Genomic DNA, 16,625 nt, shown 5'->3' on the forward strand with positions numbered 1-16,625 from the left:
TATGGATGTCTAACCGCGGCCCGTTATCCGGGTCCGGGACAATGTATGGTGGGTAGTTTGACTGGGGCGGTCGCCTCCTAAAGAGTAACGGAGGCGCGCGATGGTGGGCTCAGAACGGTCGGAAATCGTTCGCTGAGTGCAATGGCATAAGCCTGCCTGACTGCGAGACTGACAAGTCGAGCAGAGACGAAAGTCGGTCATAGTGATCCGGTGGTCCCGCGTGGAAGGGCCATCGCTCAACGGATAAAAGGTACGCCGGGGATAACAGGCTGATGACCCCCAAGAGTCCATATCGACGGGGTTGTTTGGCACCTCGATGTCGACTCATCGCATCCTGGGGCTGGAGCAGGTCCCAAGGGTATGGCTGTTCGCCATTTAAAGCGGTACGTGAGTTGGGTTCAGAACGTCGTGAGACAGTTCGGTCCCTATCTGCCGTGGGTGTAGGAATATTGAAAGGATCTGTCCCTAGTACGAGAGGACCGGGATGGACGGATCTCTGGTGGACCTGTTGTGGCGCCAGCCGCATTGCAGGGTAGCTATATCCGGACGGGATAACCGCTGAAGGCATCTAAGCGGGAAACCCACCTTGAAACGAGTATTCCCTGAGAACCGTGGAAGACGACCACGTTGATAGGCCGGGTGTGGAAGAGCGGCAACGCTTGAAGCTTACCGGTACTAATAGTTCGATCGGCTTGATCGTTCTCATTACTTGTGCCCATTGTAGGCGGCACGAATAGACAGCTTCTCGATTTGAACGTGCGTTTTGCCGACCTGGTGGTTATGGCGGAGCGGCTGCACCCGATCCCATTCCGAACTCGGCCGTGAAACGCTCCAGCGCTGATGGTACTTCGTCTCAAGACGCGGGAGAGTAGGTCGCTGCCAGGTCTGCCAAGCGCACGTTCGTCTCACATCCCACCATCCGGATGGAGACAAAGTCTTCTCCTTACGATAAGGCCCGCCTAACGGGATCCTGGGCCGCGCAAGCGGCCCTTTCATTTGGCGGCCACTTGAATTCGGTAAGCTCAAGCTTACCTCTATGGTTGGCGCGGGGTGGAGCAGCCCGGTAGCTCGTCAGGCTCATAACCTGAAGGTCACAGGTTCAAATCCTGTCCCCGCAACCAAGTTTAAAAACGGCCCGCCTCGCGCGGGCCGTTTTCGTTTTTGCGCCGAACTTTGTTTGCGTCGCCATGCGTTTTTCCAACTCGACTCCACACGACTTTGCGGCGATGGTCGCTCGGCGCCCGCTGCCAAACGTTTCGGCCGCGGACGCTAAAGCGCGTCGCGCTGAAACAGATACCGGCGAACCGCTTCAAGTCTTTGTTTGATGCATGTCGTTCTCCCAAAGCCGCTGCGCGCACTTTTGGGCGGCATGCATTAGGTTTTGATTTTACGCATGTCTTTGTCCCGAAACCGGTACCCACTTTTGGGAGACATGCTTTAACGCATGAGGAGCACAAGATGCGGCAGGCGCTGATCGTATGGGGCGGCTGGGAAGGCCACGAACCCGAAGCCGGGGCTAACGTCGTCAAGACGATGCTCGAGGAAGAAGGCTTTGCCGTGCGCGTGGAAAACACGACCGCGGTGTTCGCCGATCCGGCCATCGCGGAGCTCAGCCTGATCGTGCCGATCTACACCATGTCCAAGCTCGCCAAGGCCGAAGAGGCCAATCTGACCAAGGCGGTCGAGAGCGGCGTCGGTCTCGGAGGCTATCATGGCGGCATGGGCGATGCATTTCGCGAATCGACGGAATACCAGTTCATGTGCGGCGGCCAGTGGGTCGCGCATCCCGGCAATATCATCGATTACCGGGTGAACATCGTGCGGCGCGACGATCCGATCATGGCCGGCATCGAAGATTTCGCTTACCGCTCCGAGCAGTATTACATGCATGTCGATCCCTCGAACGAAGTGCTGGCGACCACCACCTTCTCGGGCGAACACGCGCCGTGGATCGACGGCGTGGTCATGCCGGTCGTGTGGAAGCGCCGGCATGGCAAGGGCCGGGTATTTTATTCGTCACTCGGCCATGTGGCCAAGGAGTTCGAGGTTCCGCAGATGCGAACGATCCTGCGCCGCGGCCTGATCTGGGCGGCACGCTGAGCTGGCACAGATCATATGAATTTTGATTTACATAAGATCTAGCCTTCCATACAACAGCTGGCGGCAGAGTGCTCTACGAGAGAGGATTGCGTGGAAACCATCGTTCCTTCGGATGCAATCGGCTGGATGCCTTCGGTTGACCAGGGCGGGGCGAGCGTGCACAACGCCGTCGTCAGCGTGCTGGGCAGCCGCATCCTGGGCGGGAACTATGCTCCCGGCGACGCCCTGCCGCGCGAGGACGAGCTCTGCGTCATGCTGGGCGTCAGCCGCACCTCGGTCAGGGAAGCGGTCAAGGTGCTGTCGGCGAAAGGCCTCGTCGAGGCCAGGCGGCGCGCCGGCGTGCGCGTGCTGCCGCGCGACAACTGGCGGCTGCTCGACCCGGTAGTCCTTGGCTGGCACCCGGCGATTCAGGACGACGAGGAACTGGTCTCCGGCCTTTTGGAGGCACGCAGGATCTTCGAGCCGGCGGCCGCGGAACTCGCCGCCAGGCGCGCCACCGCTGCCGATCTCGCCGATATCGAGCGCGCGGTGGTCGGCATGCGCGACAACATCCCGGGCGATCTCAACGCCGTCTGCCAGGCGGATCTTGCCTTCCACAAGGGCGTCATCGCCGCCAGCCACAATGTCGTGCTCAAGGGGTTGGTCGGCATGCTGGAGGCTGCGCTGCGCGCCACATTCCTCGTCACCAATCCGCTGATGGAAGCGCAGTCGCGCGCGCTCTCGGCGCATGTCGCGGTGCTGGAGGCGATCCGCATCCGCGATACCGCCGGCGCCCGCGCCGCCATGAACAGGCTGCTCGACATCGCCGCCGACGACCTCCACACAAAAGCCTGACACTCCTTCTTGACGCCATTTTAGATCGTATGATAGTCCTGTTTCATATGATCTAAGTGCCGTCTGGGAGGAGTTGCGCTTGAGAATCGTGGCGATCACCACGCGCGTCGTGAACGCGGATATGCGCAACTGGGTGTTCGTGCGTATCGAGACCGACCAGCCGGGTCTCTACGGCTGGGGCGAGGCGACGCTGGAATGGAAGACCCAGGCCGTCGTCGGCGCCGTCGCCGACCTGGCGCCGCTGCTGATCGGTCGCGATCCGCGCGACATCGAGCAGGCGGTGCGCATCCTCAAGAAGCATTCGTTCTGGCGGCTGGGCGTCATCGGCATGTCGGCCGTCTCGGGCATCGAGCTGGCGCTCTGGGACATTTTCGGCAAATGGCTCGATCAGCCGGTCTGGCGATTGCTCGGCGGCAAGGTGCGCGACCGGGTCAAGGTCTATACCCATCTCGGCCTCGGCGACATGCGCGCCGTTTATGAAACGTTGGACACCGAGCCGCTGGTGCAGCGGGCCTCCGAGGTGGTAGCCAGAGGCTATCGCGCGCTGAAGGCCGTCTTCATCCCTTATAGCCACTATCACGCTCCGCTCATCGAGGTCGACAAGGTCGGCCGGCTCATGGAGGCGCTGCGCAAGACGGTCGGGCCGGAAGTCGAGATCATGGTCGACTTCCACGGCCGTCCCGCCTCCGCTTCGACCGCGCTCGCCTATATAGACGCGCTCGCGCCGCACCGGCCGATGTTCGTCGAGGAGCCGCTGCCGCCTGGCGAGACCGGCGCGCTGGCGCAGCTCGCCGCCAAGTCGCGCGTGCCGATCGCCACCGGTGAGCGGTTGGTCGACCGTCCCGAATTCGACGATCTGTTCCGGGCAGGGGCGGTCGACATCGTGCAGCCGGACATCTGCCATTGCGGCGGCCTGCTCGAGGCCAAGAAGATCGCGGCGATGGCCGAGGCGGTGTCCGTGGGGGTGGCGCCGCACAATCCGCTCGGCCCGATCGCGGGCGCCGCGGCGCTGCATTTCGCCGTCTCCACCCCCAACCACCTGATCCAGGAGGAGATGGTCGGCGCCGTGCCCTGGTATTTCGAGGTGGTGAAGGGGCCGATCCGCATGGTCGACGGCTGCTGGCAGGTGCCGGACGCGCCGGGGCTCGGCGTCGAGGTCGACGAGGCGGTCGCCGAGCGGCATCCCTACAAGCCTGAAGTCATGCACACCACCAACGCCGTGCTTGCCGACGGCACCATCGTGGACTGGTGACGATGGCGGGGCGTCTCAAGGACAAGGTGGCGATTATCACCGGCGCCGGGCGCGGCATCGGCGAGGCGACGGCGCGCGCGATGGCGGCCGAAGGCGCCGTGATCGTGGTGGCGGAAAAGGACGCTTCGGCGGGGGCGAAGGTCGTCGCCTCGCTCGTCGAAAGTGGTGCGCGGGCACTGTTCGTGGAAACCGACGTCGCCGACAGCAGATCCTGCGAAGCGATGGCGGAACAAGCGCTCGCCGCCTTCGGCCGCATCGACGTGCTGGTTGCCAATGCCGGGATCAACGTTTTCCACGAGCCGCTGGAAACCACGGAGGAGGAATGGCGGCGCTGCTTTGCCGTCGATCTCGACGGCGTGTGGTATTCGGCGCGCGCGGTTCTGCCGGCGATGCGGGCTCAGAAGCAGGGGTCGGTCGTCGCCATCGCGTCCTGCCATTCCTTCGCGATCATCCCGTCCACCTTTCCCTACCCTGTCGCCAAGCACGGGCTGCTCGGCCTGGTGCGGTCGCTCGGCATCCAATACGCCGCCGAAGGCATCCGTGTGAACGCGATCGCGCCGGGCTACATCGAGACGCAGATCGCGGTCGACTACTGGAACACATTTGCGGACCCGCAGGCGGAGCGCCAGCGCACCTACGATCTGCACCCGCCGCGCCGTATCGGCCGACCGGAGGAGGTGGCGATGACCGCTGTCTTCCTCGGCTCAGACGAGGCGCCGTTCATCAACGCGGCCTGCATCGTCATCGATGGCGGGCGCTCGGTTCTCTACCACGAATGAGGTTTCGCACCGGCGGCCGGTTGCCGGAAACGTCTTCAAAGCAGATCACGTCCCGCCGGCCCGGGATCGATAGGGAGGAAAGCCAATGAAAAAGATGATCAAGGCATGCCTTGCGGTGGCGGCGACCGCCGCCGTCGCGTTGACGGTCCACGGCGCCGGCGCGCAGGACAAGATGAAGTTCGGCTACATCAACAAGATGGGCGACCATCCCTGGTTCGTGCGCGAGGTGAAAGGCGCCAAGGACAAGGCCGCCGAGCTCGGCGTCGACCTGCTTGTCCAGGACGTCCAGTTCGACGCCAACCTCGCCGTCACCACCTTCGACACCTATGTCGGCGACGGCGTCAAGGGCATCGCCGTGGTGGTGCCGGATCGTTCGCTCGGCCCGGTCGTCGCCGACAAGGCGAAGGCCGCCAAGATCGGCCTGATCGCGGTCGACGACGACATCGCCTTCGCCGACGGCACGCCGGTCGCCTATGTCGGCATGAACGCGCTCAACATCGGCAAGCAGGTCGGCACCGAGATCGCCCGCATCGCCAAGGCCGAAGGCTGGGACAAGGACCTCTCCAAGGTACGCGTCGGCTCGATCGAGGACCAGAAGGCCGACACTTGCATGCGCCGCAACAAGGGCGCGGAGGAAGCGCTGGTCGCGGCGATCCCGGAGATCAAGTCGCGCATCGTCTCGATCCCCTACGACAACACCATGGTCAACTCGATCGACGTCGTTTCGACCACGCTGACAGCCAATCCGGATGCCGAGAAGTGGATATTCTTCTCCTGCAACGACGACGGCGTGCTCGGCGGCGTGCGCGCCACCGAGAATGCCGGCATGAAGCCGGAGAACGTCATCGGCATCGGCATCGACGGGTCGCGTTCCTGCGAGGCCTTCGGCGCCGGCAAGCCTTCGGGCTTCCGCGGCACGATGTGGCTGGACAGCGCCAAGCATGGCGCGGCCGCGATCCAGGCGCTCTACGACCAGGCCACCGGCAAGGAGATGCAGAAGGACTATTTCCAGGACGCCACCCTGATCAGCGGCGAGAATTTCGCCAAGTTCAAGGATACGCTCGGTTGCAAGTCCTAGGCTTTCTTTCCGCCTCACGGCGGGTGGCCTTTGGGCGGGCGGCTTCCTGCGGAGCCGCCCGCCGATGACCGTGCCCGTCGTTTCCGTCGAGAGCGTCTGCAAGCGTTTCGGCGCCGTGCAGGCGCTGCGAGATGTGTCGGTCGCCTTCAATGCCGGCGAGATCACTGCCCTGATCGGCGAGAACGGCGCCGGCAAGTCCACGCTGATGCGCGTGCTGGAGGGCGAGCACAGGCCCGATGCCGGTCGGGTTCTGGTCGATGGGCACCCGGTCCAGCTCAGCTCGCCGCGCGTCGCACATGGCTCTGGCATCCGCGTCATCCATCAGGAGCCGGAGATCATTCCGGAGCTGACGGTGGCGGAAAACATCTTCATCGGCGACATCAAGGCGCGCGGCGGCCTGTTCCTCGACCGCGCGGATCTGGAGCGGCGCAGTCTCGATCTGCTCGGTACGTTCGGCGTGGTCGACGTGCTGTCGCCCGGGCAGCGCTGCCATGGGCTCAGCCCGGCGCTCAGGCAGCTCATCGAGATCATGCGGGCGCTGCGGCCAGGCGCGAGGCTCCTTGCCTTCGACGAGCCGACTTCGTCCCTGACGGAGGACGAGGCGCAGCGGCTGTTCCGTGTCATCCGGCGTCTGAAAGCCGACGGCGTCGCCGTGATCTACATTTCGCACCGCCTGCGCGAGATCATCGACCTTGCCGATCGCTGCGTGGTGATGCGCGACGGCAGCCGCGTCGCCGACGAGCCGATCGCGGCGCTCGACGAGCAGCGCATGGTGCGGCTGATGGTCGGCAGGCCGGTGAGCGACCTGTTCAACCGAAGAGAACGCACGCTGGGGCCGGTCCGGCTGGCGCTGGAAGCTGTCACCACGCGCCGTGTCGACGGGATCAGCTTCGAGGTGAGGGCCGGCGAGATCGTCGGGCTGGGCGGACTGGTCGGCGCCGGACGGACGGAAGTCGCGCGCGCCATCGTCGGCCTCGATCCGCTGCTGTCGGGACGGATGACGGTCGGCGGCCGGCCCTACAAGCCGCGCGAACCGGCCGATGCCGTCGCGGCCGGAATCGGGCTGGTGCCGGAGGACCGCAAGCAGGAAGCGCTGCTCTTGATGCAGGCTGTGCGCGACAATGTCAGCCTCGTGGTGCCTGACAAGGTGTCGCGCTTCGGCTTCTTCAGCCGCAGGCGCGAGCGCGCGCTGGTCGCCCGCCATGTCGCGGAGCTCAGGGTGAAGACGCCGTCGATCGAACAGGCCGTCGGAAAACTGTCCGGCGGCAATCAGCAGAAGGTCGTCTTCGCGCGCTGGCAGGCGCGGGGGCCGGCCGTGCTCATCCTCGACGAGCCGACGCGCGGCATCGATGTCGGCGCCAAGGCGGAAATCTATAGGCTCATCGAAAGCTTGGCCGACCAGGGCCTCGCCATCCTGCTCATCTCCTCCGAGATGCCGGAGCTGCTCGGCCTCGCCGACCGCGTTCTGGTCATGCAGAGCGGGCGCATCAGCGGCGAGCTTCCGTGGCAGGAAGCGAGCGAGGAAGCGGTGCTGGCCTTGGCCATGCGCTCGGGGAAAGAGACAATCGAGAGGAGAGTATCGTGACCGATACCGCGACCGCCGGCCGCGAACACGCGCCGGCAAGTCTGTTCGGCCGCATCGGCACGCAGAACATCAGTTTGCTGATCGCGCTGATCGTGCTGCTGGCGATCTTCGGCGCGCTCAGGCCCGACGTCTTCTTCACGCCGCGCAATCTGATCAATATCGGGCTCGCGGTCACCATCCTCGGCATCCTGGCGATGGCGCAGACCGTGGTCATCGTCTCCGGCGGGCTCGACATCTCGGTCGGATCGATCGTGGGCCTGAGCACCATGGTGCTTGCCGTCGCCGCACAGGAAACCGGCTCGATTTCGGCCGGTATCCTGGCCGGGCTGCTCGCCGGACTTGTAGCGGGCGCGGTCAACGGGCTGATCATCGTTTACGGCCCGGTCAACGCGGTGATCGCGACGCTTGGAACGATGTCGGCCTTCCGCGGCCTCGCCTATCTGATGAACAACGGCAACTCGATCCCGATCACCGGCGACAGCCTGCGCGCGCTCGGCATCGGCACCTTTCTTGGGCTGCCTTTTGCCATCTGGCTGCTGATCGCCGCTATGGCGGCGTTCATCGTCTTCACCCGCGAGACGGTGGTCGGCAGGAACATCTACGCGCTCGGCGGCAATCCGACGGTGGCGCGGCTCGCCGGCATCCCGATCCGCCGCTACCAGATCTCGATCTACGCCATGAGCGGCTTCGCGGCAGCGGTGGCCGGCCTGGTGCTCGCCAGCCGCACCATGTCCGGACAGCCGGCCTCCGGCAGCCAGGGGCTGGAGCTTGAGGCGATCACCGCAGCGATTCTCGGCGGCTGCGCGCTGCAGGGCGGCAAGGGCACGATCGTCGGCGCCATGTTGGGGGTGCTGATCATCGGCGTCCTCAACAACGGCATGATCCTGACCAGCGTGCCGACCTTCTACCAGCTGCTTGCCAAGGGCGCGCTGCTGATCCTTGCGGTCATCGTCCAGGAGCGCCAGCGGGCGCGGGCGGGAGAGTAGGCCGTGTGCGCAGATCGGCCGCTACACGCTTGCGATGCAGGTCTCAATTTCGAAGCATTGGATTGCGGTTCTATTTCAGGAATTGACGGAAGCGGCGGAGCGAGAACGCAAACAGCAGCATGCCGATGACCAGCAGCGCCGCAAGCTGCGGCCAGACGACATCGAAGCCCGCGCCGCGGAACAGGACGGCCTGGGCCAGCATGACGAAATGCGTGTTGGGCGCGACGAACATGACGGCCTGGATGGCGAGGGGCATGCTCTCGCGCGGCGTCACGCCGCCGGACAGCACCTGCAGGGGCAGGAGCACCATCATCAGCAGCAGGCCGAATTGCGGCATGGAGCCGGCGACGGTGGCAAGGAAGATTCCCAGACAGGTCATGGCGACGATGTCGAGGGCCGCGCCCACCATGAAAAGCGCAATCGATCCGTTTATCGGGACCGACAGCAGCCCCTGGATGACGAAGACGAGCGCAAGGCCCGACGCCACGAGGACGACGATGCCCATGGACCAGATCTTGCTCGTCATGATTTCGAACGGGGTGACCGGCATCACCAGCAGATGCTCGATCGTGCCGTGCTCGCGCTCGCGTATCAGCGCGGCACCGGTGAGCACGATCGAAAGCATGGTGATGGAGGAGATGACATTGGTGATGGCGCCGAACCAGCCCTTGTTGAGTTCGGGATTGAATCGCGCCCGCAGGTCGAGCTCGACAGGGAGCGAAGTCTGGGAGCGATAGTGGTTCAGGAATTCGTTCACTTCCCCCGAAACGATCGACTGGACATAGCCTCCGCCGGTAAAGGCCTGCGACATGCGGGTGGCGTCGATGTTGAGCTGAACCGTTGGAGAGCGACCGGCCAGGAGGTCGCGCTGGAAGCTCGGCGGAATGTCCAGCGCGAATGTGTCCATTCCTGAATCCATGCGGCTGTCCATCTCGGGCTGGGAGATCAGTCGCGGCGCGGTGAAGTAAGGCGGGTAAAATGCCGTGACGATACGCGATGAGACCGGCGACTGATCCTCGTCGACGATGGCGATCGGAGCATGATTGAGCGTCTCGGGCATCGCCTTGGATTCCGTGTAGATGGCGAGGGTGAAGGCGTAGACAATCAGCACAAGCATCATCGGGTCCCGTACAAGACCGCGCAGTTCCTTGATGCCGAGCTCGTGTATGTTGGCGATGTGCATCAGCGGGCCTGTTTTCTCAAGAAAGCCGCTCCAAGGCCGAGCAGCACCGGAATGGCGACGAGCAGCGGCACGAACGCGCCGGACAGGTCGGCAAAGCCGAGCGCTTTGGAAAAGACGCCGCGCGAGATCGTTACGAAATAGGTGGTCGGATAGATCCGGCCGATGAATGCACCCACGCCCTGCAGCGACGACACCGGGTCGATCATGCCCGAATATTGGGTGGCGGGGATCATGGTGAGCAGCGCGGTTCCGAAGATTGCCGCGATCTGGCTGCTCATGAAGGTCGACAGAAAGAGCCCCATTGCCGTCGTGGCCATGACGTAAAGAAGGGCGGCGGCTGCGAATGCCGGAAGGCTGCCGGTCAACGGCACGCCGAAAATGAAGACGGCAAAGGCAGTCAGCAGCACGAAGTTCAGCATCGCGAGGACCACATAGGGGATCTGCTTGCCGACCAGGAATTCGAGCCGGGTGACGGGCGTGACGTAGAAATTGATGATGGAGCCGAGTTCTTTCTCCCGCACCACGCTCAGCACGGCCAGCATTGCCGGGATCAGCAGGAGAAGCATCGGGAGGACAGCCGGAACGATGGCGTCGAGGCTGCGGACGTCGGGGTTGTAGCGGTAGCGGATATCGAGCTGGAAGGCGCTGGCGGTGGCGGTGTCGCCGTAGAGTTCGCGCGCCTTCCGCGCGAGCCAGCCGGCATGCATTCCCGAGACATAGCCCAGCACGGTTTCGGCGCGCGTCGGCATGGCGCCGTCGATCCACGCGCCGATCGTGACGTGGCGACCGCGCGCGAGGTCACGCCCGAACCCGGTCGGAATTTCGATGGCGAGATTGAGCTCCCCGTCCTCCATACGCCGATCGAGATCGGCATGGTCGGTAATCGGCGTCTTCTCGGTGAAATACCGCGAGCCGGCGATCTGCAGCACATAGTCCCGGCTGATCGTCGTGTCGTCGCGATCGAGGACGGCGAAGGAGAGATTCTCGACGTCCATGTTGATGCCGTAGCCCACGACGAACATCAGGATGAGGCTGCCGATGGTAGCCAGCGTGGCGCGGATCGGATCGCGTGCGAGCTCCATCGCCTCGCGGCGGGTGTAGGCGAACATGCGGCGCAGACCGAAGAAACGGCCGTCGCGGCTCTCTTGGGGTTGGCTGTGCGGCGCGCCGAGCGCTTCCGCGAGCGGCACTGTTTCAGCGGCCGAGCCCGGCGTGCCGCGCTGCTCCGGCCCTGTCGCCTCCTCCAGATATCCGACAAAGGCTTCTTCCAGCGTCGCCGCCGAGCGGCTCCCGACGATGCCGTCGGGCGTGTCGCTAATCAGGACCTTGCCGGCGTGCATGAGCGAGACGCGATCGCAGCGTTCCGCCTCATTCATGAAATGCGTGGAGACGAAGATCGTCACGTTCTCCTTACGGGAGAGGTCGCCGAGAATCCGCCAGAACCCGTCGCGGGCAACCGGGTCGACGCCGGAAGTGGGCTCGTCGAGGATCAGTATCTCGGGGGAATGGATCATCGCCACCGCCAGCGACAGCCGCTGGCGGATGCCGAGCGGCAGTGCTTCGGGCAGCGCGTCGACGTTGTCGGCCAGACCGAACTGCCGCGCGACCTCCTCGACCCGGGACGGGATCGCGGCGTCGGCCATGCCGAAGAGTCGGGCATGCAGCTCGAGGTTTTGCCGAACCGTCAGTTCCGAGTAGAGGGAGAATCCCTGTGACATGTAGCCGACGCGCCGCCGCACCTCGATGTCGCGCGAGTCGATCTCGCGTCCGAACAGCCGCGCCTTGCCCTCGCTCGGCTCGAGCAGCCCGGTCAGCATCTTCATGGTGGTCGTCTTGCCGCAGCCATTCGAGCCCAGGAAGCCGAAGATCTCACCGCGGCCGATGCGGAAGCTCACGTCGTCGACGGCGGTGAAATCGCCGAAGCGCATGGTGAGATGTTCAGCCTCGATGGCGGATACGCCGTCGGCATCGGCGGGTCGCGGAGGGATCTTCACCGTCTCGTGGCTGCCTCGCTTCTCCGGCGGGAGAAGAGCGATGAAAGCCGCGTCGAGGTCGGGCGCGCCGGTGCGTGCGAGCAGGTCGGCCGGGGCTCCGGACGCCAGCACCCGGCCTCCATCCATCGCCACCAGCCAGTCGAAGCGCGAGGCCTCCTCCATGTAGGCCGTCGCGATGATGACGCTCATGCCGTCGCGGCTCTTGCGAATCTCATCGATCAGTTCCCAGAACTGGCGGCGCGACAAAGGGTCGACGCCGGTGGTCGGCTCATCCAGGATCAAGAGGTCCGGATCGTGGATCAGGGCGCAGCAGAGGCCGAGTTTCTGTTTCATGCCGCCCGAAAGCTTGCCGGCCTGCCGATCGGCGAAAGGCGCAAGCCCGGTGCGCCTCAGGAGCTCGCCGATGCGGCGCTCCCGCTCCCGTCGGTCGTGCCCGAAAAGGCGGCCAAAGAAATCGATGTTGTCGAAGACGGACAGCGTCGGATAGAGGTTCTTGCCAAGGCCCTGCGGCATATAGGCGATCCTTGGGTAGACGCTCTGCCGGTGGCGGAGATCGGCCATGTCTCCGCTCAGCACCTCGATATGCCCTTCCTGTATCGTCCGCGCTCCGGCAACCAGGGAAAGCAGGCTGGATTTGCCGACGCCGTCCGGCCCGATCAGGCCGACCATGCAGCCGGCCGGGAAGTCCAGCGATATGTCATTGAGAGCCCGGACCTTCCCATAGACATGGCCGACGTTCTCCAGCCGCGCGACTCGCTTCGGCGAGAAGGCAGCGGCGCCGTCCGCCCGAGCGTTCATTGCACAAGCTTTCCTTGGACGCCGGCCGGCCATTCAGCCTGCGGGTCGAGCCGCACATAGGCCACACCGGGCAAACCCGTCTTGACCTGCTGGATGTATTTGCGGAGCAGCTCCGGCGAGATATGCGCCTTGATCCGGAACATGAGCTTCAGGCGCTCCTCCTCCGTCTCGACGGTCTTGGGCGTGAACTGCGCGACGTCCGCGACGAAGGTCACCTTGGCGGGGATGATGTATTGCGGCGCGGCATCGAGCACGAGGCGTACGTCGGAGCCGATGGCGACGCGCCCAGCCTGCGCGGTCGACAGGAAGAACGTCATGTAGACATCGCCGAGATCGACGAGGTTGAGCACGCGCCCGCCGCCCGCAAGCACCTCACCGGGTTCCGCCACCCGGAATTGGACGCGTCCATCGCGCGGCGATTTCAGCGTGGCGTCGTCGATATCGGCATCGACGCTTTCGATCGCCGCCTGCGCGGCATCGACCGCGGCCTTGGCATCGACCACCTGTGCCCTGGCAGCGTTGATGGCCGCCTCGCTGGCGGCGAGCTGGGCCTGCGCCGCGGCAACGGCGGCCTTCGCGCTCTGCTCGGCGGCGCGATCGTTGTCCAGAACCTGCTGGGAGACGGTGTTGTTGACCGCGAGCTGCTGGGAGCGCGCCAAGGTCCGCTCGGCGGCGTCGAGCTCGGCCCCGCGCTGCGCGACGACCGCGGCGGCTGCCGTCTTTTCGGCTTCGCGCTGCGTCACCAGGCTCCCGGCGGTCTCGACCCCGATGGTGGCGCGCTGAAGCTGCGCCTCGGCCTGGCGGCGCTGAGCCTCGATCTGCGTGGTGTCCATGCGGGCAAGCACTTCGCCGGCTTTGACGAAATCACCTTCGCCGACCAGGATTTCCTTGATCCGCCCCGACGCCTTCGTGGAGACGTCGATTTCGACCGCTTCGATGCGGCCGTTACCGCTGGCGATGCCTTGCGGCAACGCCCCGGCCTCGGATCGCTGCCATGCGTAATAGCCGGCTGCCGCGAGCGCGATCAGAATGACGGGAGACAGCCACCGTAACGAACCTTTCATTGGCGGCCTCCTGCGTTGCGCGACGCGCGGACGAGCGCGGGCGGCGCAAAATGGATCTGTTCAGGGCTCAACGAGATGCCGATCATGGCGGGGGACTCCGTTCAGGCTGAGAGCTGAACGGGACCAAAACAGAGGCCCGACATGGCGACCTTGATCCGCATCAATCGCGGGAGAAGCACACCGGCGGCGCAGAACGGCCTTCGAGGAAAGTTGCCCAGGCCACCAGAAGTCCGTGCCCTGTTTCATCGCATCGAGGCGTTCGCCGACCTTCGGACAGACCGAAGCGCCTCCTTGAAGCGCGTCGCGTCGAAACGGATTCGATCGACGCGCTTCAAGTCTTCGTTTCGATGCATGTCATGCACTAAACGCTTTCGAGATAGGTCTCGATCTCGAAGTCGCTGACGTTGAGCGCGAAGGTGTTGAGCTCCTGGCGCTTGCAAGCGATGAAGGCGTCGCGCAGCACAGCCGGGAAGATTTCCGCGACGCGCGGCCCGGTTTCGAACGCGGCGATGGCCGAAGCCCAATCCGGGGGCAGCTTGGCGAGCGTCAGTCCTTGCCCCTCGCCGCCGGTCGGCTCGCCGGGTGACAGTTGTTTTTCGATGCCCATCAGCGCGGCGCCCAGGATCGCCGCCAGCACCAGATAGGGGTTGGCGTCGGCGCCGGAGACGCGATGCTCGATGCGACGCGCGGCAGATGGGCCACCCGGAATGCGTATCGCCACCATGCGGTTTTCGTAACCCCAGGCGACGGCCGTCGGCGCATAGGATCTTGGCCGAAGCCGGCGGTAGGAATTGAAATGCGGCGCGAACACCAGCGTGCTCTCGGCCATGGCGGCAAGCAGGCCGCCGACCGCGTGGCGCATGGTCTCGGAGCCCTGGTCGCTGCCGTCGTCGAAGATGTTGCGGCCTTGCTTGTCGACGACGCTGAAATGGACGTGGAAACCGTTGCCGGCACGCTCGCCATAGGGCTTGGCCATGAAGCAGGCGGCAAAGCCATGCTTGCGCGCAATGCCCTTGACAGTGCGCTTGAAGAGCACGGCGTCGTCCGCGGCGCGCAAGGCGTCGGGAACGTGGTTGAGGTTGATCTCGAACTGGCCGACGCCGTTCTCGGCGATCGCGGTGTCGACAGGGATGCCCTGCATGCGGCAGGCCTCGTAGACATCGTGAATGAAGGCCTCGAAATCGTCGATCTCGTCGATCGAAAGCGCCGCATCGGAATCGAGCCGCCGCCCGGTGACCGGCGAGACAGGACCGACAGGCCGCTGCGATGTCGGGTCGACGAGGTAGAATTCGAGCTCGGTTGCAGCAACCGGCGTCAGGCCAAGCGCGGCATAGCGGTCGAGGATGCGGGCCAGCGCGCGGCGCGGGTCGCCGAGATAGGGCGCGCCGGCCTCATTCGCCAGCCACAGCGGCAACAACGCCGTCGGATGCGCCGTCCAGTTGACAGGCAGGATGCCGCGTCCCGTCCAGTGGCAAAGGCCGTCGGCATCGCCGGTGGAGAAGACCTGCGCGTTGCCTTCGATGTCCTCTCCCCAGATGTCGAGCCCGATCAGCGAAAAGGGCATGCGCAGCTTGCCTTCGAGCGCCTTGCGCGCCTGCTCGACCGGGATGCGCTTGCCGCGCATGATGCCGTTGAGGTCGCACACCGCGGCCCTCAGGCTCTGGATGTCGCTCCTGCTGTCAAGCCAGTTCAAAACGTCCGCAATTGCATCGCCCAATTTCCAGCCCCTGGTTCTTTCGGTAGCCATTTAGGCTACGATATCCATTCTACAGCTTGTGAGTTCGTGAAGGCCGCCCTGGATGTCTCCGGGCTGATTTCCTTCATTTTTTCAACTCATTAGCCGGGATATCGGGCGGCATTTCAAGTCCTATTTCTGCGATCTGCGATCGCAACATAGCGGCAAGCAAAGAGAAAGCCAAGCGGGAGTTGGGATTGGCCGCAACGCCTATCCCGTCGTCATCCTATGGCGGAGCAAGGAGCGAAGCGACGCGGTGCAGACCACAGGATCCATTCCGTGAAGTTGAGGCGTTGCCACGATGCAAAATTCTGCTTCTCAGCACCCTACGATCAAAGTCACGGAATGGATCCTCGGGTCTGCGCTCCGCTTCGCGTCGCTCCGCCCGTGGATGACGACGTCACGGAGGCTTCGGCCAATCTCGAAGGCTTTTTTCTACTGCCGCAGTTCCGGGAACCTGACCTGCTTGAGAATGTGCGTCGCACCTTCGCCGATGTCGCGCACGATGGCCGCGCGTGCCCGTTTGCCATCGCCGGCCTCGATCGCCGCCACGACCTCCTCATGATAGTCGATGCCGAGAATGCCGGCGAGGTCGTCCTCGAAGCCGATGCGCAGGTTGCGCAGGAAAGGCCCGACCTGCATCCACACCGTCTCGATCAGGAAGATCATCTGCTCGTTGCCGCAGTGGCGGTAGATCGAGAACTTGAAGTCGTGATTTGTGCGCAGATAGTCGTCGATGTCGCCGCTGCGGGCTGCCTGGGTGAGCTCGGCGCAGTGACGGCGGATGGCGCGCAGGTTGTTGCCGTTGATGCGTTTGGTGGCGAGCTCGGTGGCCGTGCCTTCCAGGATCGTGCGCACGTCGGTCAATTGCTGGAAGCGATCGGCCGAGATCACCGGCACCTCGACGCTGCCGTTCGGCATCGGGCTCAGCGCCCTCAGCGCCTGCAGCCGCATGAAGGCGCTGCGCACCGGCATGTCGCTGGTGCCGAGCTCCTTGGCGAGCTTGCGCGAGGTCAGCTTCTGGCCGGGCTGGAGCTGACCCGACATCAGCGCCCGCACCAGTTCCAGATAGACCTTCTCATGCAGGGGTACCGTGTCGAGGGCAGTCAGTCCGAATTGTGTTTTGTCGGCCATTGGCTATGCGCTGCTTCGTCCGCCCTGAAATCCGTTTCGTCAAGCAATCCGCCGCCGGGATACTTGGCTGGCGGTTTCGAGCCGCACGATAGGCGGTTAACGC

12 protein-coding genes, 1 tRNA gene and 2 rRNA genes (1 of these 15 running past the window's edge) are annotated in these 16,625 nt (G+C 64.5%); 10 read left to right on the forward strand and 5 right to left on the reverse strand.

The window, feature by feature from the left end:
* The 10 genes from QAZ22_RS09785 to QAZ22_RS09830 form a co-directional block, all read left to right on the forward strand.
* A 23S ribosomal RNA gene (locus QAZ22_RS09785) occupies positions 1–700 on the forward strand; it begins 2,126 nt to the left of the window's first position.
* Positions 701–770: 70 nt separating this feature from the next.
* Positions 771–885, forward strand: a 5S ribosomal RNA gene (gene rrf / locus QAZ22_RS09790).
* Between the two features lie 159 nt (positions 886–1,044).
* A tRNA-Met gene (locus QAZ22_RS09795) sits at positions 1,045–1,121 on the forward strand.
* A gap of 337 nt (positions 1,122–1,458) precedes the next feature.
* Positions 1,459–2,100, forward strand: a complete 642-nt coding sequence (locus QAZ22_RS09800; protein WP_278206533.1) for a ThuA domain-containing protein — start codon at positions 1,459–1,461, stop codon at positions 2,098–2,100.
* 90 nt (positions 2,101–2,190) lie between these two features.
* On the forward strand, positions 2,191–2,934 hold the full coding sequence (locus QAZ22_RS09805) for a FadR/GntR family transcriptional regulator (protein ID WP_278206535.1): 744 nt from the start codon (positions 2,191–2,193) through the stop codon (positions 2,932–2,934).
* Positions 2,935–3,022: 88 nt separating this feature from the next.
* The gene (gene dgoD, locus QAZ22_RS09810) at positions 3,023–4,186 is read left to right on the forward strand and encodes a galactonate dehydratase (RefSeq protein ID WP_278207810.1); all 1,164 of its coding nucleotides are present in this window, start codon (positions 3,023–3,025) and stop codon (positions 4,184–4,186) included.
* 2 nt (positions 4,187–4,188) lie between these two features.
* On the forward strand, positions 4,189–4,965 hold the full coding sequence (locus tag QAZ22_RS09815) for an SDR family oxidoreductase (protein WP_278206536.1): 777 nt from the start codon (positions 4,189–4,191) through the stop codon (positions 4,963–4,965).
* 85 nt (positions 4,966–5,050) lie between these two features.
* The gene (locus QAZ22_RS09820) at positions 5,051–6,043 is read left to right on the forward strand and encodes a substrate-binding domain-containing protein (RefSeq protein ID WP_278206538.1); all 993 of its coding nucleotides are present in this window, start codon (positions 5,051–5,053) and stop codon (positions 6,041–6,043) included.
* A 64-nt stretch (positions 6,044–6,107) separates the two neighbouring features.
* Positions 6,108–7,628, forward strand: a complete 1,521-nt coding sequence (locus tag QAZ22_RS09825; RefSeq protein ID WP_278206539.1) for a sugar ABC transporter ATP-binding protein — start codon at positions 6,108–6,110, stop codon at positions 7,626–7,628.
* Complete coding sequence (locus QAZ22_RS09830) at positions 7,625–8,614, forward strand: ABC transporter permease (protein ID WP_278206540.1); 990 nt, start codon at positions 7,625–7,627, stop codon at positions 8,612–8,614. The genes QAZ22_RS09825 and QAZ22_RS09830 overlap by 4 nt, the downstream gene beginning before the upstream one ends.
* A gap of 70 nt (positions 8,615–8,684) precedes the next feature.
* Here QAZ22_RS09830 and QAZ22_RS09835 read toward each other — a convergent pair whose 3' ends face one another.
* The 5 genes from QAZ22_RS09835 to QAZ22_RS09855 all read right to left on the reverse strand — a co-directional run bounded on the left by QAZ22_RS09835 (position 8,685) and on the right by QAZ22_RS09855 (position 16,522).
* Positions 8,685–9,797, reverse strand: a complete 1,113-nt coding sequence (locus tag QAZ22_RS09835; protein ID WP_278206541.1) for an ABC transporter permease — start codon at positions 9,795–9,797, stop codon at positions 8,685–8,687.
* Complete coding sequence (gene rbbA, locus QAZ22_RS09840; protein WP_278206542.1) at positions 9,797–12,589, reverse strand: ribosome-associated ATPase/putative transporter RbbA; 2,793 nt, start codon at positions 12,587–12,589, stop codon at positions 9,797–9,799. The genes QAZ22_RS09835 and rbbA overlap by 1 nt, the downstream gene beginning before the upstream one ends.
* The gene (locus tag QAZ22_RS09845; protein ID WP_278206544.1) at positions 12,586–13,653 is read right to left on the reverse strand and encodes an HlyD family efflux transporter periplasmic adaptor subunit; all 1,068 of its coding nucleotides are present in this window, start codon (positions 13,651–13,653) and stop codon (positions 12,586–12,588) included. The genes rbbA and QAZ22_RS09845 overlap by 4 nt, the downstream gene beginning before the upstream one ends.
* Before the next feature lie 361 nt (positions 13,654–14,014).
* The gene (locus QAZ22_RS09850) at positions 14,015–15,370 is read right to left on the reverse strand and encodes a glutamine synthetase family protein (RefSeq protein WP_347566951.1); all 1,356 of its coding nucleotides are present in this window, start codon (positions 15,368–15,370) and stop codon (positions 14,015–14,017) included.
* 453 nt (positions 15,371–15,823) lie between these two features.
* Positions 15,824–16,522, reverse strand: coding sequence for a GntR family transcriptional regulator (locus QAZ22_RS09855; RefSeq protein ID WP_278206547.1), 699 nt, complete (start codon positions 16,520–16,522; stop codon positions 15,824–15,826).
* Between the last annotated feature and the right edge of the window lie 103 nt (positions 16,523–16,625).

Source organism: Mesorhizobium sp. WSM4906 (assembly GCF_029674625.1).
GTDB lineage: Bacteria > Pseudomonadota > Alphaproteobacteria > Rhizobiales > Rhizobiaceae > Mesorhizobium.

Coding starts and splice junctions, on each gene's coding strand:
- QAZ22_RS09800 (WP_278206533.1), top strand. CDS start 1,459: ATGCGGCAGGCGCTGATCGTATGGGGCGGCTGGGAAGGCCACGAACCC.
- QAZ22_RS09815 (WP_278206536.1), top strand. CDS start 4,189: ATGGCGGGGCGTCTCAAGGACAAGGTGGCGATTATCACCGGCGCCGGG.
- QAZ22_RS09820 (WP_278206538.1), top strand. CDS start 5,051: ATGAAAAAGATGATCAAGGCATGCCTTGCGGTGGCGGCGACCGCCGCC.
- QAZ22_RS09825 (WP_278206539.1), top strand. CDS start 6,108: ATGACCGTGCCCGTCGTTTCCGTCGAGAGCGTCTGCAAGCGTTTCGGC.
- QAZ22_RS09835 (WP_278206541.1), bottom strand. CDS start 9,797: ATGCACATCGCCAACATACACGAGCTCGGCATCAAGGAACTGCGCGGT.
- rbbA (WP_278206542.1), bottom strand. CDS start 12,589: ATGAACGCTCGGGCGGACGGCGCCGCTGCCTTCTCGCCGAAGCGAGTC.
- QAZ22_RS09845 (WP_278206544.1), bottom strand. CDS start 13,653: ATGAAAGGTTCGTTACGGTGGCTGTCTCCCGTCATTCTGATCGCGCTC.
- QAZ22_RS09855 (WP_278206547.1), bottom strand. CDS start 16,522: ATGGCCGACAAAACACAATTCGGACTGACTGCCCTCGACACGGTACCC.